This window comes from Pontibacter rugosus (genome assembly GCF_042678745.1).
In the GTDB taxonomy this organism is placed as follows: domain Bacteria; phylum Bacteroidota; class Bacteroidia; order Cytophagales; family Hymenobacteraceae; genus Pontibacter; species Pontibacter rugosus.
Genome location: NZ_JBHTLD010000080.1, coordinates 1 through 19,831, shown reverse-complemented (window position 1 = coordinate 19,831; position 19,831 = coordinate 1). Strand labels below are relative to the sequence as shown.

Annotated in this window: 18 protein-coding genes and 1 tRNA gene; 13 read left to right on the top strand and 6 right to left on the bottom strand. The window is 47.4% G+C overall.

What is annotated here, in order from left to right; genetic code table 11:
* From ACFQ2O_RS10410 to ACFQ2O_RS10395, 4 genes are all read left to right on the top strand, one after another.
* Window positions 1–432: transposase (locus ACFQ2O_RS10410; protein ID WP_377526961.1), on the top strand; the 432-nt coding region annotated here is incomplete at its 5' end.
* Between the two features lie 686 nt (window positions 433–1,118).
* Window positions 1,119–2,888, top strand: coding sequence for an ABC transporter ATP-binding protein (locus tag ACFQ2O_RS10405; RefSeq protein WP_377526958.1), 1,770 nt, complete (start codon window positions 1,119–1,121; stop codon window positions 2,886–2,888).
* Window positions 2,885–3,403 carry a GyrI-like domain-containing protein gene (locus ACFQ2O_RS10400; RefSeq protein WP_377526955.1) on the top strand — a complete coding sequence of 173 codons (519 nt, stop codon included), beginning with the start codon at window positions 2,885–2,887 and terminating at the stop codon, window positions 3,401–3,403. Before ACFQ2O_RS10405 ends, ACFQ2O_RS10400 begins: the two co-directional genes overlap by 4 nt.
* 87 nt (window positions 3,404–3,490) lie before the next feature.
* The gene (locus tag ACFQ2O_RS10395; RefSeq protein WP_377526953.1) at window positions 3,491–4,102 is read left to right on the top strand and encodes a TetR/AcrR family transcriptional regulator; all 612 of its coding nucleotides are present in this window, start codon (window positions 3,491–3,493) and stop codon (window positions 4,100–4,102) included.
* A gap of 12 nt (window positions 4,103–4,114) precedes the next feature.
* On the opposite strand, the gene ACFQ2O_RS10390 is transcribed toward ACFQ2O_RS10395, so the two are convergent.
* A complete protein-coding gene (locus ACFQ2O_RS10390) occupies window positions 4,115–4,525 on the bottom strand; it encodes a hypothetical protein (protein WP_377526949.1) in 411 nt (136 codons plus the stop codon).
* A 150-nt stretch (window positions 4,526–4,675) separates the two neighbouring features.
* Window positions 4,676–6,460 (bottom strand): ABC transporter ATP-binding protein, encoded by a 1,785-nt coding sequence (locus ACFQ2O_RS10385; protein WP_377526945.1) that lies wholly within the window; start codon window positions 6,458–6,460, stop codon window positions 4,676–4,678.
* 152 nt (window positions 6,461–6,612) lie between these two features.
* Here ACFQ2O_RS10385 and ACFQ2O_RS10380 point away from each other — a divergent pair, with 152 nt between their 5' ends.
* The 8 genes from ACFQ2O_RS10380 to coaE all read left to right on the top strand — a co-directional run bounded on the left by ACFQ2O_RS10380 (window position 6,613) and on the right by coaE (window position 12,937).
* Window positions 6,613–7,713 (top strand): Glu/Leu/Phe/Val family dehydrogenase, encoded by a 1,101-nt coding sequence (locus ACFQ2O_RS10380; protein WP_377526941.1) that lies wholly within the window; start codon window positions 6,613–6,615, stop codon window positions 7,711–7,713.
* Window positions 7,714–7,900: 187 nt separating this feature from the next.
* Window positions 7,901–9,073 (top strand): transcription antitermination factor NusB, encoded by a 1,173-nt coding sequence (nusB, locus tag ACFQ2O_RS10375; RefSeq protein WP_377526938.1) that lies wholly within the window; start codon window positions 7,901–7,903, stop codon window positions 9,071–9,073.
* An 83-nt stretch (window positions 9,074–9,156) separates the two neighbouring features.
* The gene (locus ACFQ2O_RS10370) at window positions 9,157–9,462 is read left to right on the top strand and encodes a YtxH domain-containing protein (protein ID WP_377526935.1); all 306 of its coding nucleotides are present in this window, start codon (window positions 9,157–9,159) and stop codon (window positions 9,460–9,462) included.
* A 2-nt stretch (window positions 9,463–9,464) separates the two neighbouring features.
* Window positions 9,465–10,463: an isocitrate/isopropylmalate dehydrogenase family protein gene (locus ACFQ2O_RS10365; protein WP_377526930.1), complete on the top strand. Its 999-nt coding sequence runs from the start codon at window positions 9,465–9,467 to the stop codon at window positions 10,461–10,463.
* A 15-nt stretch (window positions 10,464–10,478) separates the two neighbouring features.
* Window positions 10,479–11,018 (top strand): DUF1573 domain-containing protein, encoded by a 540-nt coding sequence (locus ACFQ2O_RS10360; RefSeq protein WP_377526927.1) that lies wholly within the window; start codon window positions 10,479–10,481, stop codon window positions 11,016–11,018.
* Window positions 11,019–11,055: 37 nt separating this feature from the next.
* Window positions 11,056–11,364, top strand: a complete 309-nt coding sequence (gene yajC, locus ACFQ2O_RS10355) for a preprotein translocase subunit YajC (RefSeq protein ID WP_377526924.1) — start codon at window positions 11,056–11,058, stop codon at window positions 11,362–11,364.
* Between the two features lie 98 nt (window positions 11,365–11,462).
* Window positions 11,463–12,341, top strand: a complete 879-nt coding sequence (locus ACFQ2O_RS10350) for a hypothetical protein (RefSeq protein WP_377526921.1) — start codon at window positions 11,463–11,465, stop codon at window positions 12,339–12,341.
* Window positions 12,341–12,937, top strand: a complete 597-nt coding sequence (gene coaE, locus ACFQ2O_RS10345; protein WP_377526917.1) for a dephospho-CoA kinase — start codon at window positions 12,341–12,343, stop codon at window positions 12,935–12,937. The genes ACFQ2O_RS10350 and coaE overlap by 1 nt, the downstream gene beginning before the upstream one ends.
* A gap of 180 nt (window positions 12,938–13,117) precedes the next feature.
* Here coaE and ACFQ2O_RS10340 read toward each other — a convergent pair.
* A tRNA-Val gene (locus tag ACFQ2O_RS10340) sits at window positions 13,118–13,192 on the bottom strand.
* Between the two features lie 188 nt (window positions 13,193–13,380).
* On the opposite strand from ACFQ2O_RS10340, the gene ACFQ2O_RS10335 reads away from it, so the two are divergent.
* Complete coding sequence (locus tag ACFQ2O_RS10335; RefSeq protein ID WP_377526914.1) at window positions 13,381–15,891, top strand: AsmA-like C-terminal region-containing protein; 2,511 nt, start codon at window positions 13,381–13,383, stop codon at window positions 15,889–15,891.
* A gap of 332 nt (window positions 15,892–16,223) precedes the next feature.
* Here ACFQ2O_RS10335 and ACFQ2O_RS10330 read toward each other — a convergent pair whose 3' ends face one another.
* From ACFQ2O_RS10330 to ACFQ2O_RS10320, 3 genes are read right to left on the bottom strand one after another with little or no spacing between them, the layout of a single operon-like run.
* Window positions 16,224–17,402: a mechanosensitive ion channel family protein gene (locus ACFQ2O_RS10330; protein ID WP_377526911.1), complete on the bottom strand. Its 1,179-nt coding sequence runs from the start codon at window positions 17,400–17,402 to the stop codon at window positions 16,224–16,226.
* Window positions 17,403–17,416: 14 nt separating this feature from the next.
* Window positions 17,417–18,649, bottom strand: a complete 1,233-nt coding sequence (locus tag ACFQ2O_RS10325) for a Glu/Leu/Phe/Val dehydrogenase dimerization domain-containing protein (protein ID WP_377526908.1) — start codon at window positions 18,647–18,649, stop codon at window positions 17,417–17,419.
* A gap of 60 nt (window positions 18,650–18,709) precedes the next feature.
* Window positions 18,710–19,783 (bottom strand): anhydro-N-acetylmuramic acid kinase, encoded by a 1,074-nt coding sequence (locus ACFQ2O_RS10320; protein ID WP_377526904.1) that lies wholly within the window; start codon window positions 19,781–19,783, stop codon window positions 18,710–18,712.
* Window positions 19,784–19,831 lie beyond the last annotated feature (48 nt).

Here is a 19,831-nt window from a genome sequence, read left to right as displayed (position 1 = left end):
GCCAAGCGGGTGAAGGGGCGCAAGCGGCACCTGGTGGTGGACACGCTGGGGCTGATGATCATGGTCATTGTGCACCGGGCCGACATAGATGAGCGGCGGGGAGGCAGATACCTGCTTTTGCGCATAGCCTCCAGAATAGCGGATTTCGCAAGGCTCAGGGTCTTCTTCGCTGACCAGGGCTATGGCGGGCCAAACATGAGAGAGTGGGTGAGCAGCACCTTCCCTAGGTGGGGATGGAGGCTGGAGATCATCAACAAAATCTATAAGAAGGTATTCGTTGCCTTGCCTAAGCGCTGGATCGTGGAGAGGACATTCGGATGGTTCAACCTGTACCGCAGGCTCTCCAAAGACTATGAACTCTCCACGAAGTCTGCCGAAACAATGATACAGATTACCATGATACACATCATGCTTAAGAAATTATCCAAATGAAATTAAAACAGCCTCTAACATTATCGCGCGGACAGGTCACGACCTGTCCCTACAGAGCTTTATTCGCAAGAAGTAAAGGTGGTTGCTATTTGAATGTTCCCAGTCCTTGGGTTGAGCGCCTCGAGAGTTTCCGGTGACGAGCGAGAGCGAGGCAGCCCGAGGCACGAGGGCAGGAAAGGAAAGCAGCGCGATGCCCTTATCGAGGGCCCCTACCCCCAGGACGAGGCCTCGCGGGCTTGAGCGCTCCAAAGATATAGGTGAAACATTAGGTATATGGGAACTGGAGGATAAACGGAAGCTAAAAAGGATAGCTTGTTTGAGGAAGCAGAAAACAGAGGCAATGGAAGTATGGCCAAAGCTGTACAGGCTTGGCTCTGCGAGCCAATAGAGCTGGAAGCTCTACATATACTAGGCACTAGCTGCAAGCTAGCGCCAGCAGCTTAACAAGTATAATTAGCTGTATCAAGTACAGCTAGTACTTATGCAAGTATGGCTTCATAAGTCAGTTGAGTTAAAAACTCGCGCAGCAAGAGCTAACAAAAGTATAACCCTTACTTCATCTTCAAATCCTGAAAATCCTGATTCAAAACCATTAACTTTACAATCGGTTAAACATAGGCGCACGTAAAGAAGAAACTGTGTGAAACGGCGTTCATCGTAAAACCTAATTAAGTAGAAACAAGCTTTTGGAAGATAGACCTAAAAACTCAGGTAAAGTATTTGATTCTGACGTGCTGAAGCGGCTGTTTACCTTCGTGCAGCCTTACATCAAGACGTTTTACTTTATCATATTCCTCACTTTTGCCTCGGCGGTATTGGCAGCGTTGCGGCCGTTCCTGATTCAGTATACCGTAGACCACGAGATTCTGAACAACGACTGGGAGGGGCTGAACCGCATGTTCGTGATATTGGGCGTGCTGTTGGTGGTGCATGCCATTGTACAGTACCTGCATACGTACTTTGCGGGTTGGCTGGGGCAGAACGTCGTGCGCGATATCCGCATCAAACTCTATCGCCATATCCTGGACCTGCGCCTGAAGTTCTTTGACAGAACACCAATAGGTACATTGGTTACCCGTAACGTATCTGACGTGGAAACCCTTTCTGATGTGTTTAGCGAGGGATTGGCGGCTATGATCGGCGATATTTTGCAGCTGGTATTCATACTTGGCTTCATGTTTTACATTGACTGGGAGCTGGCTTTGGTGAGCCTTTCCACGTTCCCGCTCATGATCATCAGTACCTACATCTTCAAAGAGAAGATCAAAAACACTTTTCAGGAGGTACGTACGGCGGTGGCGCGGCTGAATTCTTTTGTGCAGGAGCATATTACAGGTATGAGCATCGTGCAGATCTTCAACAACGAGAAGCGCGAGATGGACAAGTTCAAAGAGATCAACAAAGAACATACCCGCGCTAACATCCGGTCTGTGCTATACTACTCTGTATATTTTCCGATTGCCGAGATAATTGGTGCGGCGGGCTTAGGCCTGCTGGTGTGGTACGGTGCCTACGGTGTGGTAGAGGACGAAACGTCTTTGGGTACGCTGATGGCTTTCATCATGTACATCCAGATGTTCTTCCGTCCGATACGGCAGATTGCTGACCGCTTTAACACGCTGCAGCTAGGTGTGGTGAGTACAGAGCGCCTGATGCGCCTGCTCGATAGCAAAGAAATGATTGCCGACAACGGTAGCTATGCTCCCGAGAAAATAAAAGGGAGCGTGCGCTTCGAGAATGTCTGGTTTGCCTATAAAGAAGAGGACTGGGTGCTGCGTGATATTTCGTTTGATGTGAAGGCTGGCCAGTCTGTGGCTTTTGTAGGAGCTACAGGGGCCGGAAAAACCTCAGTCATTAACCTGCTCAACCGCTTCTACGAAATCAACAAAGGGCATATTATAGTTGATGGCCATGACTTGCAGGAGTATGATCTGAGCGTGTTGCGCCACCACATTGGGGTGGTGCTGCAGGATGTGTTCCTTTTCTCCGGAAGTATAGCCGATAACATCACACTTGGTAATAAGAGCATTACGGAGGAGCAGATATGGGAAGCAGCCGACTTAGTGGGGGCGCGAAGATTTATTGAACGCTTGCCGGGTGGCTTGGACTACCATGTAATGGAGCGTGGGGCAACACTCTCAGTTGGGCAGCGCCAGCTTATTTCGTTCGTACGGGCTATGGTATACAACCCAGAGATCATCATTCTGGACGAAGCAACCTCCAGCGTGGATTCTGAAACTGAAGAGCTGATTCAATATGCGATAGAGCAACTGATGCAGGGCCGTACTTCTATTGTCATAGCACACCGCCTCAGCACCATTCAGAAGGCAGATAAAATTATCGTGCTGGACCGTGGCGAACTGAAGGAGATGGGCAACCACGAAGAACTGTTGCAGCAAAACGGTTACTATGCACAGCTGCACCAGATGCAGTACAAGAACATGATCGACTTATGAAAAAACTACTCTACGTGATGGCTGGCTTTGCCATTCTACTACTGGTGTTTTACACGTATATTGGTGGCTTTACAACACCAGCGGTAACGGTTGCAACTTCTAAGCCTATGTATGTGGCAGGCCAGCCTTTCGAAGGCTCTGTGGAGGATGAGGCCATGGGTAAGGCTTTTCAGCGGGCGGCACAGTTACTGGAGCAGAACGAGCTGCAAGGCACGCTAGCCAATATCTACTACAACGATCCAGATAAAAGCGGCGATAGCATCCGGGCTTTTATCGGTGTTATTATTCCTGATTCTACTGCAAAACTACCAGAAGGCTATACCTTGCGGGCTGTGCCGGGTGGTCGTAAAGTGGTGCATGCCGAGGTAAATGCAAGTGTAGCGATGGCGCCAGGTAAGTTATACGCGGCTGTTTTCGATTATGCCAAGGAGCAAAACCTGAAGCTGGAAGAGTTTTATGTAGAATGGTTTCCTGCCGATGACCAAGGCGTACTGGAAGTGCCGGTAAAGCAATAGCCGTATACTTGCAAGTATAGATTTATACTATATCTTTGGGAGAAGGAGAGGCGCACTACCAGCCCCCATCACGATAGCTACAGTATTTTGGGCAAGAAAGCAGAGGCAAAAAAGGAGCTGATCCTGGAGGCAGCAAAGAATGTGTTCGGCAGGTTAGGCTACAGTAAAGCCACCCTCGACGACATTGCTGCGGCTATTGGCATGAAAAAGCCTTCGCTATACTATTATTACAAAAGCAAAGAGCTGCTGTATATAGAGGCTTTCTCACAGGAGTGGAAGGCCCGCCTTTCGCATATCAAGCAACTAGCCGAGCACGAGCCAAACCCGCACAAGCGTCTGCTGCTCTATATCCAGTCTTCGTTGCGCTATTACCAGGAGATTGTTTCGGAGCACACCATTTCTATCAAAGTTCTGATCGAGACACGCGCTATGTTCCAGGAGCTCTTCCGTGAGTCAAGGGGCAAGGAGGCAAATTACTACGCTGCCGTGATCAAAGAGGGAATCACGAAAGAGGTGTTTATACCTTGTGAGGCTGAGCGGGTAGGTTATTCTATGATGGTGGTCAAAGACCTGATTCAGTTTGAGGAGTTTCAGCGCGCTGATTTCCACCAGTTGCCCTTCATCGATTTCGAGAAGATCGAGCGGGATGTGCTGTATACCATCAACCTGATTTTAAACGGCATTGCGGCATCGGCATAAAAAAAGCGACACTTAATGTGTCGCCTTGTATTCATCTAGTTTAGCTTTCAGGGCATCTACGTCAGGCTTGTGGCCTTTGGCTACTTCGGCCGCATCTAGTTCAATCAGCATATTCTGCATCTGCTTTAGGTAAGCAGCCTTATCTTTCTTCAAGCTCCCTTTCATCCCTTCCTGGCAGTTACCGTCTTCATCCATCGGTTTAAACATGCTGCCTTCGCCATAAATAAGCCACTGTGTGTTCAGGTCATGGAAGTTCTTGATAACAGCCACTAACTCATCCATCGGCATGTTACAGCCATTTAATATGCAGTTAAGAGTTTCCTCGTCGCTGCCGGTAACAGACTTCAGATCGTTCATTTCCAACTCCTTGATGTTCGTATAAAATCTGAACCGTTTGCTGATTTGTTGTAAGTCGATAGCCATACGCAGAAAGTTAATTTAGTGGTTTTAAGGGTATAGTAAGATTGCTATACGTAAGCATAACAGAATCTGCACTAAAAAAATCCCACAATCTGCTTTTGCCATGCCTATGTAGGCTTATAAAGGGCAAACGGCGCATAAATCTTGGCAAGACTATTCTGTGTCTTCCTGTTGCAATTGGCGCTCATACAGTTGCTTATACAAGCCTTCCTGGCTGATGAGCTCTTCGTGTGTGCCGTGCTGTATAATCTCTCCGTCTTCCATCACCAAAATCCGGTCTGCCAGCTTCACCGACGATACCCTGTGTGAGATGATGATGCTGGTGCGGTTTTTCATGATACGGCGCAGGCTATTAAGTATAGCATTCTCCGTTTTCGTGTCAACCGCCGAGAGCGAATCATCCAGGATAAGTATACTTGGCTCGCGCACTAATGCCCGCGCAATAGAAACCCGCTGTTTCTGTCCGCCTGAGAGGGTAATGCCGCGCTCGCCGAGCTTCGTGTCAAACTTTTCCGGGAAGCGCATGATGTTTTCGTACACATCGGCGTCTTTGGTAGACTGCACCATTTGCTCCTCAGTTATACTTGGCAAACCAAAGCCGATGTTGTTGCGGATAGAATCAGAGAACAGGAACACGTCCTGTGGTACATAGCCAATCTGGCTGCGCAGACTTTCGATGTTGTAGTTGCGCACATCAATGCCATCAATCAGCACACGGCCGCTGGAGGCATCATACATGCGCGGCAGCATGGTAGCAATCGTGCTTTTGCCGGAGCCGGTGTTACCGATCACAGCCAGTGTTTCGCCATGCTTGATGGAGAAAGACACGCCCTTTAGCGCATGAATATTAGTGTCCGGGTAAATGAAGTCTACATTCTCGAATATAACATCACCTTGTATCGGCTTGTTGATGTTTTCACGGGAAACAATATCATTCTTGGTGTTCATGAACTCGTTGATGCGCTCTTGCGAGGCAGCAGCACGCTGCACGAGGCTGGCTGTCCAGCCAAGCGAGGTAACCGGCCAGGTAAGCATGTTTACATAAATGATAAACTCTGCAATGTTACCTGTGGTGATGCTGCCATTGATTACCTCTTGGCCACCGATGTACACCGTGATAATTGTGCTAAGACCAACCAGAAACAGCACCAGCGGAAAGAACAGCGAGTTTACAAAGTTCAGCTCCAGTGATTTATCCCGGTAGGTATTGCTGGCGGTGGTAAAGTTGTTGTGCGAATCATCTTCGCGCACAAAAGATTTTAGCACCCTTATACCAGAGAAAGCCTCCTGCACAAACGTAGTGATGCCGGAAAGGCTCCTTTGTATCTCATCGGACTTACGCTGAATGATGTTGTTGACGTAATAAATGCTGATGGCAAGTATAGGTAGCGGAATCAACGTATAGAGCGTCAGCTTCACGTTTACAGACAGCATGTACGGGATCACCATCAGGAACAGCACCACCAGGTTCATGCCATACATAATGGCTGGCCCCACATACATGCGCACCCGGCTCACATCCTCAGAAATACGCGCCATCAAATCGCCTGTGTTGTTTTTGCGGTAGAAGCTGAGCGGCAGGCTTTGGTAATGCTCGTAGATGGCGTTCTTAAGGTCGTTTTCGATCAGGCGGCTCATTACAATAATAGTCTGCCTCACAAAAAACAAGAAGATGCCACGCAGTAGCGCCATTACCAGAATAATGACCCCGTACACCAGAATACTGTTCGCGAAAACATCATATACCACCTCCTGCTGCTCCATGCCCATGTACAGGCCATGCAGGTTAATGCCTTCTTTAATAAGGTTAAAAGCATGGCGTACCACCTGAGCCGGCAGTATCTGGAAGAAGTTAGAGATAATGGTAAAAAGCAGGCCCAGCAAGAGCCTGTATTTATACTTGAGAAGGTATTTATTTAAATATCGTAACGATTTCACAGTCAGAACTTGAAGCCTTAGCGCTTTTACGTAGAGTTAGCGCGTACAAATTGAAATAACCAAAAAAAGATTTAATTTTGCAGCGCGAAAAGGGGAGGGTGCTTTCAGCCTCACCTTCGCAAAGATAGAACAACCCCTAATCAAAACTATAAATGGTGGAATTAAAAGAAGTTGAACTGAAAAAAGACAAATCAGTCTTTGATCAAATATCAGAACACGACCACGAGAAAGTTGTTTTCTGTCATGACAAAGAAACTGGTCTGAAAGCCATCATCGGTATCCACAATACCGTACTGGGCCCAGCCCTCGGTGGTACCCGCATGTGGTCTTACGCCTCTGAGGCAGAAGCCCTTGACGACGTGCTTCGCCTTTCGAGAGGTATGACCTACAAAGCTGCCATCTCTGGTCTGAACCTGGGTGGCGGTAAAGCGGTAATTATCGGTGATGCCAAGAAAGATAAAAACGAAGCATTGCTGCGTAAGTTCGGTCGTTTTGTGAAAAACCTGAATGGCGCTTACATCACTGCCGAAGACGTAGGGATGACGACCAAGGACATGGAGTACATCAAAATGGAAACAGATCACGTTTCCGGCCTGCCTGAGTCTATGGGTGGTGGTGGTGACCCATCTCCGGTAACAGCTTACGGTACCTATATGGGTATGAAGGCTGCTGCTAAGCGTGCTTTCGGTTCTGACTCTTTAGCTGGTAAGAAAATTTCTGTGCAGGGTGTTGGCCACGTAGGCGGCTACCTGGTAGAGCTGCTTGCCAAAGAGAATGCGGAGATATTTATCACTGATATCTACGAAGACCGCCTGCAGGAAGTATCTAAAAAATATAATGCCAAAGTGGTGAGCATGGACGAGATCTACGACCTGGATGTAGATATTTACTCTCCGTGTGCGCTTGGTGGTACTATCAACGATAATACATTAAGCCGCCTGAAGTGCCAGGTTATTGCCGGTTGCGCTAACAACCAGTTGCGTGACGAAAACGTGCACGGACCTGCGTTAATAGAAAAAGGCATCGTATACGCACCAGACTTCCTGATCAATGCAGGTGGTTTGATCAACGTGTATTCCGAGCTGATCGGTTATAACCGTGAAAGTGCTTATGCTCAGACAGAGCGTATCTATGGTTATACCCTGGATATCTTTAATTTGGCAGAGCAAGAAGGCATACACAACCAGGCTGCGGCCATAGAAATGGCTAAAAAGCGTATTGAGAGCATTGGTAAGGTTCGCTCTACTTTTTAAGTAAACACACGAAGTATAGATGCCTTGTATCAAAAGTGCTGCATTAACCTGTGGCACTTTTGCTTTTCATCACTACCTTTGCGGAACTATAGCCTGCTTTATCCGCTTTTAGCAACAACAGTAATTAGTGGGCATTGCCCAAGTTCAAGTATAATTTACCCAAAAAACGCTCTTTACATTTACTAATATGCTCAACCGCAGAACACTACGAATTAAGGCAATGCAGGCCATTTATGCCTATCAGCAAGCCGTAGGTTCAGATTATCTGCTGGCCTTAGACCAGATAAGCGAAGACTTTGCGCCAGACCTAAACTCCATGGAGGTGCAGGACAAAAAAATGCTTGAAGGCAAAAAGCAAATGGCCACGCTGATGTTTAAAGAATGGCACGAAACACAGCAGTTTGACGAAGAAGGAGCCGACAAGGACGCCATCAGTGCGGTAAACAGAGCTATTGTATACTACAACAACGCTGTAAAGAAAGACTTTAAGTATTATGGCAATCAGATGCTGGGTGCTGTAGAGCGCATCTACGACCATTACCTGAGCACACTGCAGATACTGGAGGTAACCTTAAGCCTTGTAGAAGAGGAAGAAGCTAAAAAAGCCAGCCGCTATACTGCAGCAGAAGGCCCTGACCTGAAAAACTTCCTGCAAAACCGTGTTGTGCAGCGCCTGCTCCAGAGCAAATCATACCAGGACAGCATCATCCGCCGGAACATTAGCTGGGGATCTGATATCAGCGAAATAAGAGCAGTCTATAAGAACATCCTCAAGCAGGACGAAACGTTCCTGAACTACCTGCAGCTGCCTGCGCCTACCCTGGAGGAAGACCTGGAGGTGGTGAAACATATTTTCAAAAACATTATCTTTAAAGAAAAAAACTTACAATCTTTGTTTGAGGAGCAAGACCTGAACTGGATAGAGAACAAATCTATCGTAAAGAGCCTTGTAAACAAAACTGTCAAGATTTTTGGCGAAGAAACAGAAGAGGAGAAGCAGCTCCTTGACCTCTCAGCAAATTGGGAAGATGATAAAGCCTTCTTTGAGGATTTATACTTTCAAACGCTAGAGCAGGACGAGAAGTATGAGACCATGATCGCGGCCAGCGTAAAAAACTGGGATGTAGAGCGTGTGGCCTTGTTAGATAAGATCTTACTTAAGATGGCGCTCTGCGAAATGCACATCTTCCGCAGCATACCAGTTAAGGTATCCATCAATGAGTACATCGAGGTATCGAAGCTGTACAGTACTCCAAAGAGCAAGCAGTTCATTAACGGTGTGCTGGATAAAATGGCACAAGAACTTACCGGCAGCGGCGAGATACGCAAGTCTGGCCGAGGCTTAATTGATAATAAATAAGAGCTAACAGTCTTTGGCGGCCTTTGTACAGGATTCTCCGTAGAAGTAGGAAAAAATGTACCCGAGTTTTAAGCATATAAACTATGAGTAAGAAGACAACTGCATTATTGGCTTTCGTTTCAGGTGCCGCCGTTGGTGCTGTAACAGGACTGCTTTTCGCCCCTGAAAAGGGAAGGGAAACACGCTACTGGTTAAGCTATCGCCTGGAGAAATACCGTGACACACTTTCTGACTTATTAGAGCAGTTAGTAGCCAAAGGTGAAAACATACCTATGTCTGCTAAGTCTGAAGGGCAGCGCGTTATACAGGATGCAAAAGAGAAAGCTGAGAAACTACTAGGCGATGTAGATTCACTTATAAACGAAATCAACAGTAGGAAAGAAATATAAGCATGAGACAAGTTACCCTTATACCTGGCGACGGGATAGGCCCTGAAATCACTGAAGCTGTAAAAGCTATTTTTGCCGCCGCTAATGTTCCCCTTTCCTGGGAAGAGGAAAATGCCGGCCAAACAACGTTTGATTCTATAGGTGAGTTGATTCCAGCAACGCTGATCTCCTCTCTTAAGAAGAATAAAGTGGCTTTAAAAGGCCCGATCACGACACCAGTTGGCAAAGGCTTTAAAAGTATAAATGTGCAGCTGCGCCAGATGTTTGACTTATACTCAAACGTAAGACCAGCTAAAACAACCAAGGGCGTAGAAACACGCTTTGATAACGTAAACTCTGTTTTATTCCGCGAAAATACCGAAGGGCTGTACTCTGGCCTGGAGATGTTTGATGAGCGCCTGCAGGTTTCTGACTCTGTAGCCCGCATTACCCGCGTAGGTTGTGAGAAAATCATACGTGCTGCCTTTGAGTATGCTGCCAAGCATGGCTGCAAAAAAGTAACAGCTGTACATAAAGCTAACATCCTGAAAAGTGCCGGAGCATTGTTCCTCGGCGTCTTCAACGAGATTGCGAAGGAGTATCCGAATATTCAGGCTGATGACAAGATCATCGACAACATGTGTATGCAGTTGGTGGCTAAGCCAGAGCAGTTTGATGTTATTGTAACTACAAACCTTTTCGGCGATATACTTTCTGACCTGTGTGCAGGTCTGGTAGGCGGACTTGGCGTGGTGGCCGGAGCCAACATTGGCGATGATATGGCCATCTTTGAGGCTGTACATGGTTCTGCTCCGGATATTGCTGGCAAGGGAATTGCTAACCCTACAGCATTGCTGCGCTCTGCCATTATGATGCTGCACCACCTGGACCTGAAAGACGAAGGAAACCGCATAGAAGCTGCTTTGGAAGCTACGCTGGCTAACAAAGAAGAATGCACCGGCGACCTTGGTGGTAAGGCTGGCACAATGGAGTTTGCACAGAATATTATTGCAAAACTTTAACTTAGTACTGTAATCATGAAAAAGAACTTATTTCTGGCAGCAGGCCTGGCAGTAGCCTTATTTGCTACTAGCTGCGACAGCAACAACGCTGGCAACGATACGGTAGCGGTAACTAACAACACTGCTGCTGAAGCTCCTGCTCAAACAATAGAGAACCCAAACGTGGTTGCTGAAAACGAAGTAGTGCCAGCAGAAGATGCTGCGGTAATGGCTTTTGAGCAAACAGAGTATGACTTTGGTACCATCAAACAAGGTGAGACAGTAGACCATACTTTTGAGTTCACAAACACAGGCAAAACGCCGCTCATCATCGAGAATGCCTCTGCTACCTGCGGCTGTACTGCACCAGACTGGACACGCACACCAGTGGCGCCAGGTGAAAAAGGCTTTGTGGCCGTTAAGTTCAATAGCACTGGCAAAGTAGGCCAGCAGCAGCCAACAGTTACTATCCGTGCCAACACACAGCCAAATATTGTGAAAGTAGCTATGAAAGGTAGTGTAGAGCCAAGCAGTATGCCAACTGCAGGAGCTGACGGCCCAGTGCGCCGTAACTAGTTTATACTTTCAAAGCTGATTTAGAGAACACCCAACCATGAACAATATCCTTCTTCAGGCCCCGGATGCAGGCATGCTGCCTCAGCTGCTTATGTTCGGCGCTATTATCCTTGTCTTTTATTTCTTTATGATCCGTCCGCAGCAGAAAAAAGCGAGCGATCAGAAGAAATTTCGTGAGGAGCTGTCTAAAGGCATGGCTATCGTAACAATCGGTGGCATGCATGGCAAACTTGTTGCAATAGATGATGAGCTAATCACGTTAGAAGTAGATCGGGGCGTGCGCCTTGTATTTGATAAAACCGCCGTCTCCATGGAAGCAACCATGAGAATGCAAAAGGTACAATAACTTTGTCTTTTGAAGGAGCTAAAAATATAGTTCTATGGTTCATGAGGCCATTTCAGCCACGAACAAAGCAATACTGGAGAATAGTATTGCTTTGTTTTGTGGCGGCTTCTACATTTTGGCTTCTCAATGCCCTGAATAAAACCTACTCCACACAAACTACCTACCCTATCCGGTTTGTGTATGATGCAGAAGAGCTTATCCCTATACAACCGCTACCAGAAGAGGTAAGCATTAACGTAACCGGTAGAGGATGGAAGCTGCTGCGCAAAAGCCTGATGCTGGAGGTGCAGCCAGCTGACATATTTATCCGAAACCTTCCCCGAAACAATTACATACTTGGTTCTGCGCTCCGCCCTGCCCTTGTAAATGTGCTGGATGGTCTGGAACTTAATTTCGTGGCAACAGATACCGTTCATTTCAACTTCGACCCGAAGATACAAAGGAGAGTAGCGCTGCGCCTTGATCCGGGGCAAAACCTAACAGATAACCTGCATGCACTTGTAGGCCCTGTGCGTATTTCGCCTGACACCATAACACTGACCGGGCCTGCTTCTCTAATCGATAGTCTGCCTAACCCGTTCCTGCTGCGTCTGCCAGATCAAAAGCTTACAGGGCCTGCTAAAATCGCTGTGCCTGTAAACTACAACTATAAGTCATTGGTGAGTGCAAACGTAGAAGAAGCGCAGGTAACGGTAAATGTAAAAAGCTTAGCGCCGGAAGAGCGGCAGGTAATACCACAGTTGGTAAATGTACCTGAAGGTAGGCTGGTAAGTATACGTCCGCCAATTGTAGTGGTGCGTTACCAGGTGCTTCAGGATTCGGTGCCCCTGCTGAACCGGGATGCCTTAAAGGTCGTGCTGGACTACAAGAAGTTTAATCCCATTGATTCTACCCTGGTGCCCGAACTGGTGCAAAAGCCCCAGGGAATACGTAATGTGCGTGTGTGGCCGGATAAAATCAAAGTTAGCTCCAGGTAATGTTGAAGATAGGTATAACCGGAGGCATAGGCGTAGGCAAAACAATGGTGACGCGCGTGTTTGCGCTGCTGGGAGTGCCAGTATATGACTCTGATGCCCGTGCCAAATGGGTAATGCACCACAACGAGGCACTGCGTCAGGAACTGCTGTCCACCTATGGGCCTGAAACCTTTACTGAAACCGGAGAACTTGACCGCGTTTATGTAGCCAGCCAGGTGTTTAATAATCCTCAGAAGCTCGCGCAGCTCAACAGCTTGGTGCATCCGCATGTGCGCAACGATTTTGAAGCCTGGGCTGCCTCTCATGCTGACAAAGCTTATGTGCTGAAGGAAGCGGCGCTCATGTATGAATCAGAAGCCTGGAAGCAGATGGATCAGATCATCACTGTTTTTGCGCCCTTAGAGATACGAATAAAGCGCCTGCTGCTCCGGGATACCCACCGCACCGAGGCAGACATCAAAGCCATTATAGAAAAGCAGCTGAGCGAAGAGGAGAAAATAAGCCGTGCCCAGCATGTTGTCTATAATGACGATCAACAGCCACTCATCCCCCAAGTGCTGAAACTGCACGAGCAGTTCCTTACAGCCAACAGTTAATACTGAATACCATTGATTTTATACTTGCTATAGCTTGTTACAGCTTACGTAACAAGAGGAGGTATACTATGCCTGGTTTGTAGCCGTTCCTTTATTAGAAAGAGGCGTGGAGATAAGGGAATGGAAAAGGCTTTAAAAAATATGGGCATAAAAAAAGGACAACTTTACGTTGTCCTTTTGTGGGGCGTACTGGATTCGAACCAGTGACCCCCTGCTTGTAAGGCAGGTGCTCTGAACCAGCTGAGCTAACACCCCTTTTTTTCGTTTCGTTGACCTTTTGTCCCCGTTTGATGATGCAAATATGGGGCATATTTTTTTAACTGCAAAACATTTGGTAAAAATTTCTCAAATATTTTTTTCTGCCCTGCGTGCCTATTGTCCGCATGTTATAACTACCGTACCTTTAGGTTTTGTAAGGTGCTAAAAATCTGAACTTTCGCCCAGTGAGAAAAGGAGTGGTAAAAAGAGTGCTATTTTATGGAGTTGCCGGAATAGTGGTGTCTCTAGGTTTAGCGTTGGCGTTGGTGTATGCTTATCAAGACAAAATAATTGAGCTTTTTGTGACGGAAGCAAACAAACACATCAAAACAAAGGTGGATGTGGGGCAGATTTCGCTTTCGCTTTTCGAAAAATTTCCGCAGGTAGCTGTAACGCTTGACGAGGTAAACGTGCATGAGGGGCTCCCGGATAGCGAAGAATCCTTGGCGCGTGCCAATAAGCTATACTTTACCTTCAGCATTTGGGATGTGCTGCGGGGCGAGTATAGCGTGAAGCAGTTTTACATGGAGGAGGGCGAAGTGTATGTAAAGGTGCTACCTGACGGATCGGTTAACTATGAGGTCATCAACACAGATACAACCTCTTCGGAAGATAGCGGTTTCTCTTTTGACCTGGAGCAGATAAACCTTAAAAACGTAGCTCTGCACTACATTGACCAGCAGCTAAAGCAAACATATCAGGTAAATGCGCACCAGTTAGCCGCCGCCCTTGCCATTTCTCCAGAAACCATTGCTATCGAAGCCAAGGGCCAAACCACTATCCATACTATCAAAGTAGGAACAGGCGAATATTTTAAGAATAAGCAGGTTGATCTGGCTACGGCCTTAAGTATAAACCGGCAGTCCAAAGTTATTACCCTGCAACCCTCGGAAGTAGCGGTAGAGGGTGCTGCTTATGAAGTAGGAGGTGCCATTGTCTACGCAGACGGCACAGAGCTGGACCTGCAGCTGAATGGAAAAAACACAAGTATACAGTCGCTGCTGTCGTTGTTGCCGCAAAGTATAACGCAGGAGTTTAGCCAGTACCGTAGCGAGGGTGATATTTACTTTAACGGCACCATAAAGGGCAAAGCATCCGGAAAGCATACGCCACAGGTTGCTTTTAACTTTGGAGCGCGTAATGCTTCCTTTTTTCACCCGGATGTAGCGCAGCGCGTAGAAAAGATTGAGCTGACCGGTAGCTTCACGAACGGCGATAAGCAAAATGCCTCTACTTCAGTGTTGGAGTTAAAAGGGCTGAGCGGGGTACTGAATGGCAGGCCTTTTAAAGGTAACCTTACCTACAGAAACTTTGACAGTCCCTACATTGCCTTTGATGTGCAGGGCATGCTGGATGTGGGGTATGTACTAGGGCTGATAAAGCTGGACGAAATACGGAGCGGCAGCGGGCTGGCAGATGTACGCGTGGCCTTCTCTGGTAATCTGAACGAGTTTAAAGCAAGACCCGGAAATGCTACCTTGAACACAACCGGTGAGATCACGCTGCACAATGTGTCGCTAAAGCTACAGCAGTTGCCATTGCCATTAAGCCACCTAAATGGGAACTTCTTGTTTAAAAGAAACGATGTGGGCGTGTCTGACTTTAAAGGCAAACTGGGAGAGTCTGATTTTGTGGTGAACGGCATGTTCAAGAATGTGATGGCCTGGGCTCTGTTGCAAAACCAGCGCCTGCTGGTAGAGGCAGATTTCAGCAGCAAATACATGAACTTTGATCAGCTACTGAGCGAGGAACAGAATACAGCAGCACCAGACCGGACAGGGGATAGCTATAAACTTATTATTTCGCCTGAGATAGCTTTTGACCTCAGCGCTTCTATAGACAGGGTAAAGTTCAGGAGATTCAGAGGGAAGAGTATACGTGGTGAGATAAAGCTGCGCAACCAGGTACTGTCTACACCTAATATCTCATTTAAGGCCGTTGGGGGAGACTTCGCGGTGCGAGGTAACCTGGATGCCCGTACACGCAATCATATTAAAGTGAGCACCGCCACAAAGCTCAATAACATGAGTGTGGATAGCCTGTTCTATGTATTTGAGAACTTCCATCAGAATTTTATAGAAGAACACCACCTGCGGGGGCAACTTACAGCCAATATTGTATCAGATGTATACTTCGATAGCCAGCTTAGCCCAAAGACAGATTTGCTGCAGGCAGAGATTCAGGCAACGGTGCGCAACGGCCAGTTAATTAACTTCCCGCCGATGCAGAAGATGTCTACGTTTGTGAAACGCACAGAACTAGCCAACATGCGTTTTGCCGAGCTGCACAACTCCTTCTGGATTCAACAGGGTACTATCTATATTCCGGAGATGGATATTCGGTCCAGCCTCTCTGCTGCCCCGGTTGTTTCCATTTCTGGTACGCACACCTTTGACCAGCGCATGGATTACAAGATCCGGCTACCGCTGTTCAGTAGCAGGCGGCCCGACAAAGACTCTGCCTACGGTGTAGTGGCCGAAGATACGAACGCAGGAAACAGCAACATCTTTCTAAGCCTTAAAGGGAGCGAGAGCGACTTTAAAATTGCTTATGACGATGAGCGGGTTCGGCAGAAGATAAAAACGGACTTGAAGCAGGAGGGGCAGGAGCTGCGTGATTTGTTGAGAGGCAAAAAGCCTAAGGATAAAGAGAAGAAGGTAGAGCTACAGCAGGGGGAGTACTTTGACTTTAACTGATCCGGTAGCTTTTATGTAGCTGGTGGAATGTGCAGTAGATTTGTAAGTATATAAGCAATTGGATTTAACCTTTGCCAGTTGTTATGGGCTGTTTACTTCTAAAATAGGCACCTAAATAGAAAAAGTTATACTTAAGCTAAACCATAGATAATGCAGATCGTTAAACTTAGCAAATCTGCAGCAAAAGGTACATGAGTAGCAGCAGTGTTTAAATAAGTTGTTTCATGGCTGGTGTATGGCCTTAAATATGAAATAACCTGGTAAGAGATTAAATGAATATAAGATATAAGGGTGAAAAAAAAGCCGGAGCTTCTCCGGCTTTTTTATTGTACCTACTCTAAATCTGCACCGCCATATATAGGCTGGTTGGGCGCAGGAGGGTGGGGTTGGTCTGCCTGCACTTGTTGCAGGTGTAGGGTTTGCGTAGGGAAAGCAAACTCTGCTCCATGGCTCTCCACAATCTCCACAATTTTATACGTAATCTCTTCTTTGATATCAATATACTCGTTCCAGTCCATGGTATCCACAAAGTATAGCACCATCACATCTTTAGAGTGCGCGCCAAGGCTTAGGAAGCGTATGCGCCCATCCTGGTTGGTGCGGGGGTGCTGGTCTATATACTCCTGAATATCGCGCGTAATAGAGCGCATTTGTTCAGAGGTAGTGTCATACGTTAGGTTGATATTGAACATGGCTCGTCGGAATGTGCGGAGCGTCAGGTTATCGAGCGGCTTGTCAATCATATACTTGTTTGGCAACGTAACAAAGCTCTTTTCCAGCGTTCGGATACGTGTGCTTCGGAAACCGATTTTCTCTACTACACCCACCAGTTCACCTACCTGCACCAGGTCTCCTACCATAAAAGGTTGATCCAGGAAAATGGTAAAGGAGGCCAGCAGGTTTTCAAGGCTCTCTTTTGCAGCAAAGGCCAGTGCCAGGCCACCTACACCAAGGCCAGCTATCAGACCTGTTACGTTCACGCCAAAAACAGAGCCCAGCATCGCCAGGAAAGCGAAAATCACAACCAGCACCTTTCCAAAGTCCTTGAAGAACGGCACCAACTGATCATCCAGCTTCGATACTGTTTGCTCTGCACGGTGCCTGAACACCAGTGCCACGAAATCAATTAACCTTAGGATAACCCACGTAAGCGCCACAATCACAAAAACCTGATAGGTGCGGAACATGAAGGTTTTCAGGAAAGGATCTCCTTTGCGAAGATCGCTGGTGTTCAGAGGGTAATCTAGTACCTGAAACGCAGAGTACAGAAACACCAGGAACAGCAGTATTTCTAATGGCTGGATGAGCAGGCGGCGGAACGAGGTTAGGTTTGCCTCGCTCCAGAACTTGCTGCCGAGCCTGTACATCAGGCCGGCTAACAGTCGGGATAATACTGTTTTAAAGATAAAGCCAAACAGCAGAATGCCCGCAGAGGCCAGATACTCGGCTACGGAATTACCTAGGAACTCATAGCGTAGCGCTTCGCTGTTCAACAAACTCTCCCAATTCATAAGTGGCTTTGATATTATAATAACTGACTAAGGGCAATTTCGAAACTGGTTTTGGCAATCTCTGTTTTTTGTACCTGCTTTTCATGCGATTTCACCAAAGCAGTGCGAATGGTGTTAGAGATATCAGTGAAGATTGCTTCGTCCGTAATTTCTACCTCGCTCTCCATCAAATAGGCGAAAACACGGGCCATGCCGCAGTTAGCGATAAAGTCAGGTATCACGGATAGGTTTCTGTCAGCAAACTCGCCGGTTGAGCCAAAGAAAATCTCAGGGTCCTGGAAAGGCACGTTCGCACCACAGGAGATTACCTGCATCCCACTTTGAATCATCCGCTCTACCTGCTCGCGCGTTACCAGCCTGGACGCTGCGGCAGGTATAAATATCTCAGCCTGTAAGTCCCAGATGCGGCTGTTCACATCTTCGAAAGAAAGTATGCCTGCTGTGCCAGGGTTCAGCGAATTGCCTTGGCGGTTCAGGAACAAATCCGTGATTTCCTCGAAAGTAAAGCCAGTCTCTTTGATCAAGCCTCCGGCTCTGTCGATAATGCCGACTATTTTGATGCCTTTAGATGCCAGATAATAGGCTGCAGCGGCGCCTACATTGCCCCAGCCCTGGATAATAGCACGTTTGCCTTCTGCATTGCTCTCCCAGATATCATAGTAGTGGCGCACGGCTTCGGCCACACCATATCCCGTGATCATATCGGCAATAGTATACTTGCGGGCAGTAGAAGGGGAAAAATGTGGATCTTCAATTACTTTTACAACACCCTGGCGTAGCTGCCCGATCTTGTTTATTTTTTGAGGTTCTGTGGCATTAAAATGGCCATTTACTACTCCCTCTTGCGGGTGCCATAGGCCATAGTCTTCTGTAATCGGAATTACCTCGTGTATTTCATCCACATTCAGGTCGCCACCAGTGCCATAATAGCTTTTGAGCAACGGAATGACAGCCTTATACCAACGCTCTAATACGCCGCGTTTACGAGGGTCGGAGGGGTCGAAGTTTATACCAGACTTAGCGCCGCCGATAGCAGGGCCAGACACGGTAAACTTAACCTCCATGGTTTTGGCCAGCGATTCCACTTCCCGCTTGTCCAGGCCTTTGCGCATACGTGTTCCGCCGCCAGCTGCGCCACCCCGGAGAGAGTTAATCACTACCCATCCTTCAGCCTCAGTTTCAGCGTCTTTCCACTCGAAAACAATTTCAGGTTGTTTATTCTCAAATTTTGCTAATAGGTCTTTCATGCTTCTTGTTCTGATCAGTTTTAGGTTTGGCAAATGTACAAAAAATGTGTCGGGGCAACTTTAGTAAAGGTAAATCGATCCTCCTATGTTGTTGCGGCTGGCACCAGTCACGCTGCTGAGGCAGTTGTGCTCGCCACGCCAGCGCAGTACACCTAAGAAGGCGAAAATAAGCGCCTCTTTAAAGGAGACGACCTCCGGCTCAGGCACCTCAACCGAATAAGCATCTCCTAACTGCTGCTGTATCAGTGCTACCAGGTATAAATTAAACGCGCCACCGCCAGTCAGCAGTACTCGGTGCTTGCCCTGGTGTAGCAGTGGTAAGGCAAGCTGGAGCTGTTGTGCTATGTGGTGGCAAACGGTATGAAGTTTATCTGCCACAGAAGCATTGCTTTCGGTTAAGCTTTTAAGGCTATGCTCCAGCACCCACTCCTTACCGAGCGATTTAGGAGCAGGTGCCGCAAAATAAGCAGGAGCATTAAGGTTATGCAACAAGTCTGGCTGAAATGAGCCTGAGCGGGCTAATTCGCCGTTATGGTCATAAGGCTTGTCGATGCTGTTGGCCAAAGTATTTAGCAGCATGTTGCAAGCGCATATATCATAAGCAAGGCGCTGGCCGTTTTGCCTGTAAGAAACATTGGCAATACCACCCAGGTTAATGCAGTAGTCATAGGCCCCGAACAGCAACTCGTCTCCGATAGGTACAAGGGGGGCACCCTGGCCGCCCAAGGCGATGTCCAGCGTCCTAAAGTCAGAGACAACGGGTAACTGAGCATGGGCAGCGATATAAGCACCGTTGCCAATCTGTAAGGAGATGTGCTTGTCTGGCTGATGGAAGATTGTGTGGCCGTGGGAGGCAACGAAGTCAGGCTTAAGGTTGTGCTGCTTGATGAACTCGTGCACCTGCTGGCCTATGAATTGGCCGAAGGAGTGATCCAGCGCTATTAAATCAAGTGCACTTGCTGTCTCCACCTGCTGGAGTGATTGTATTAGTGCATCGCTGTATATTAATGTAGTAGCATTTAGTATTTTATATATCCAATTCCCAGATTGGTACGTAAGCCTACAGTGCGCGATATCAAGGCCATCTAGCGATGTGCCAGACATTAGTCCGATTACATGATAAGAAGTATCCATTGGCCAAAATTACTAAAAGCCTGACAATGAAGTTCAGCCAAATAATGC

Bases quoted from the DNA above. Each gene is read 5' to 3' on its own strand.
- ACFQ2O_RS10400 (WP_377526955.1), top strand. From the start codon at position 2,885: ATGAAAAAACTACTCTACGTGATGGCTGGCTTTGCCATTCTACTACTG.
- ACFQ2O_RS10390 (WP_377526949.1), bottom strand. From the start codon at position 4,525: ATGGCTATCGACTTACAACAAATCAGCAAACGGTTCAGATTTTATACG.
- ACFQ2O_RS10380 (WP_377526941.1), top strand. From the start codon at position 6,613: ATGGTGGAATTAAAAGAAGTTGAACTGAAAAAAGACAAATCAGTCTTT.
- nusB (WP_377526938.1), top strand. From the start codon at position 7,901: ATGCTCAACCGCAGAACACTACGAATTAAGGCAATGCAGGCCATTTAT.
- ACFQ2O_RS10370 (WP_377526935.1), top strand. From the start codon at position 9,157: ATGAGTAAGAAGACAACTGCATTATTGGCTTTCGTTTCAGGTGCCGCC.
- ACFQ2O_RS10365 (WP_377526930.1), top strand. From the start codon at position 9,465: ATGAGACAAGTTACCCTTATACCTGGCGACGGGATAGGCCCTGAAATC.
- ACFQ2O_RS10360 (WP_377526927.1), top strand. From the start codon at position 10,479: ATGAAAAAGAACTTATTTCTGGCAGCAGGCCTGGCAGTAGCCTTATTT.
- yajC (WP_377526924.1), top strand. From the start codon at position 11,056: ATGAACAATATCCTTCTTCAGGCCCCGGATGCAGGCATGCTGCCTCAG.
- coaE (WP_377526917.1), top strand. From the start codon at position 12,341: ATGTTGAAGATAGGTATAACCGGAGGCATAGGCGTAGGCAAAACAATG.
- ACFQ2O_RS10330 (WP_377526911.1), bottom strand. From the start codon at position 17,402: ATGAATTGGGAGAGTTTGTTGAACAGCGAAGCGCTACGCTATGAGTTC.
- ACFQ2O_RS10325 (WP_377526908.1), bottom strand. From the start codon at position 18,649: ATGAAAGACCTATTAGCAAAATTTGAGAATAAACAACCTGAAATTGTT.
- ACFQ2O_RS10320 (WP_377526904.1), bottom strand. From the start codon at position 19,783: ATGGATACTTCTTATCATGTAATCGGACTAATGTCTGGCACATCGCTA.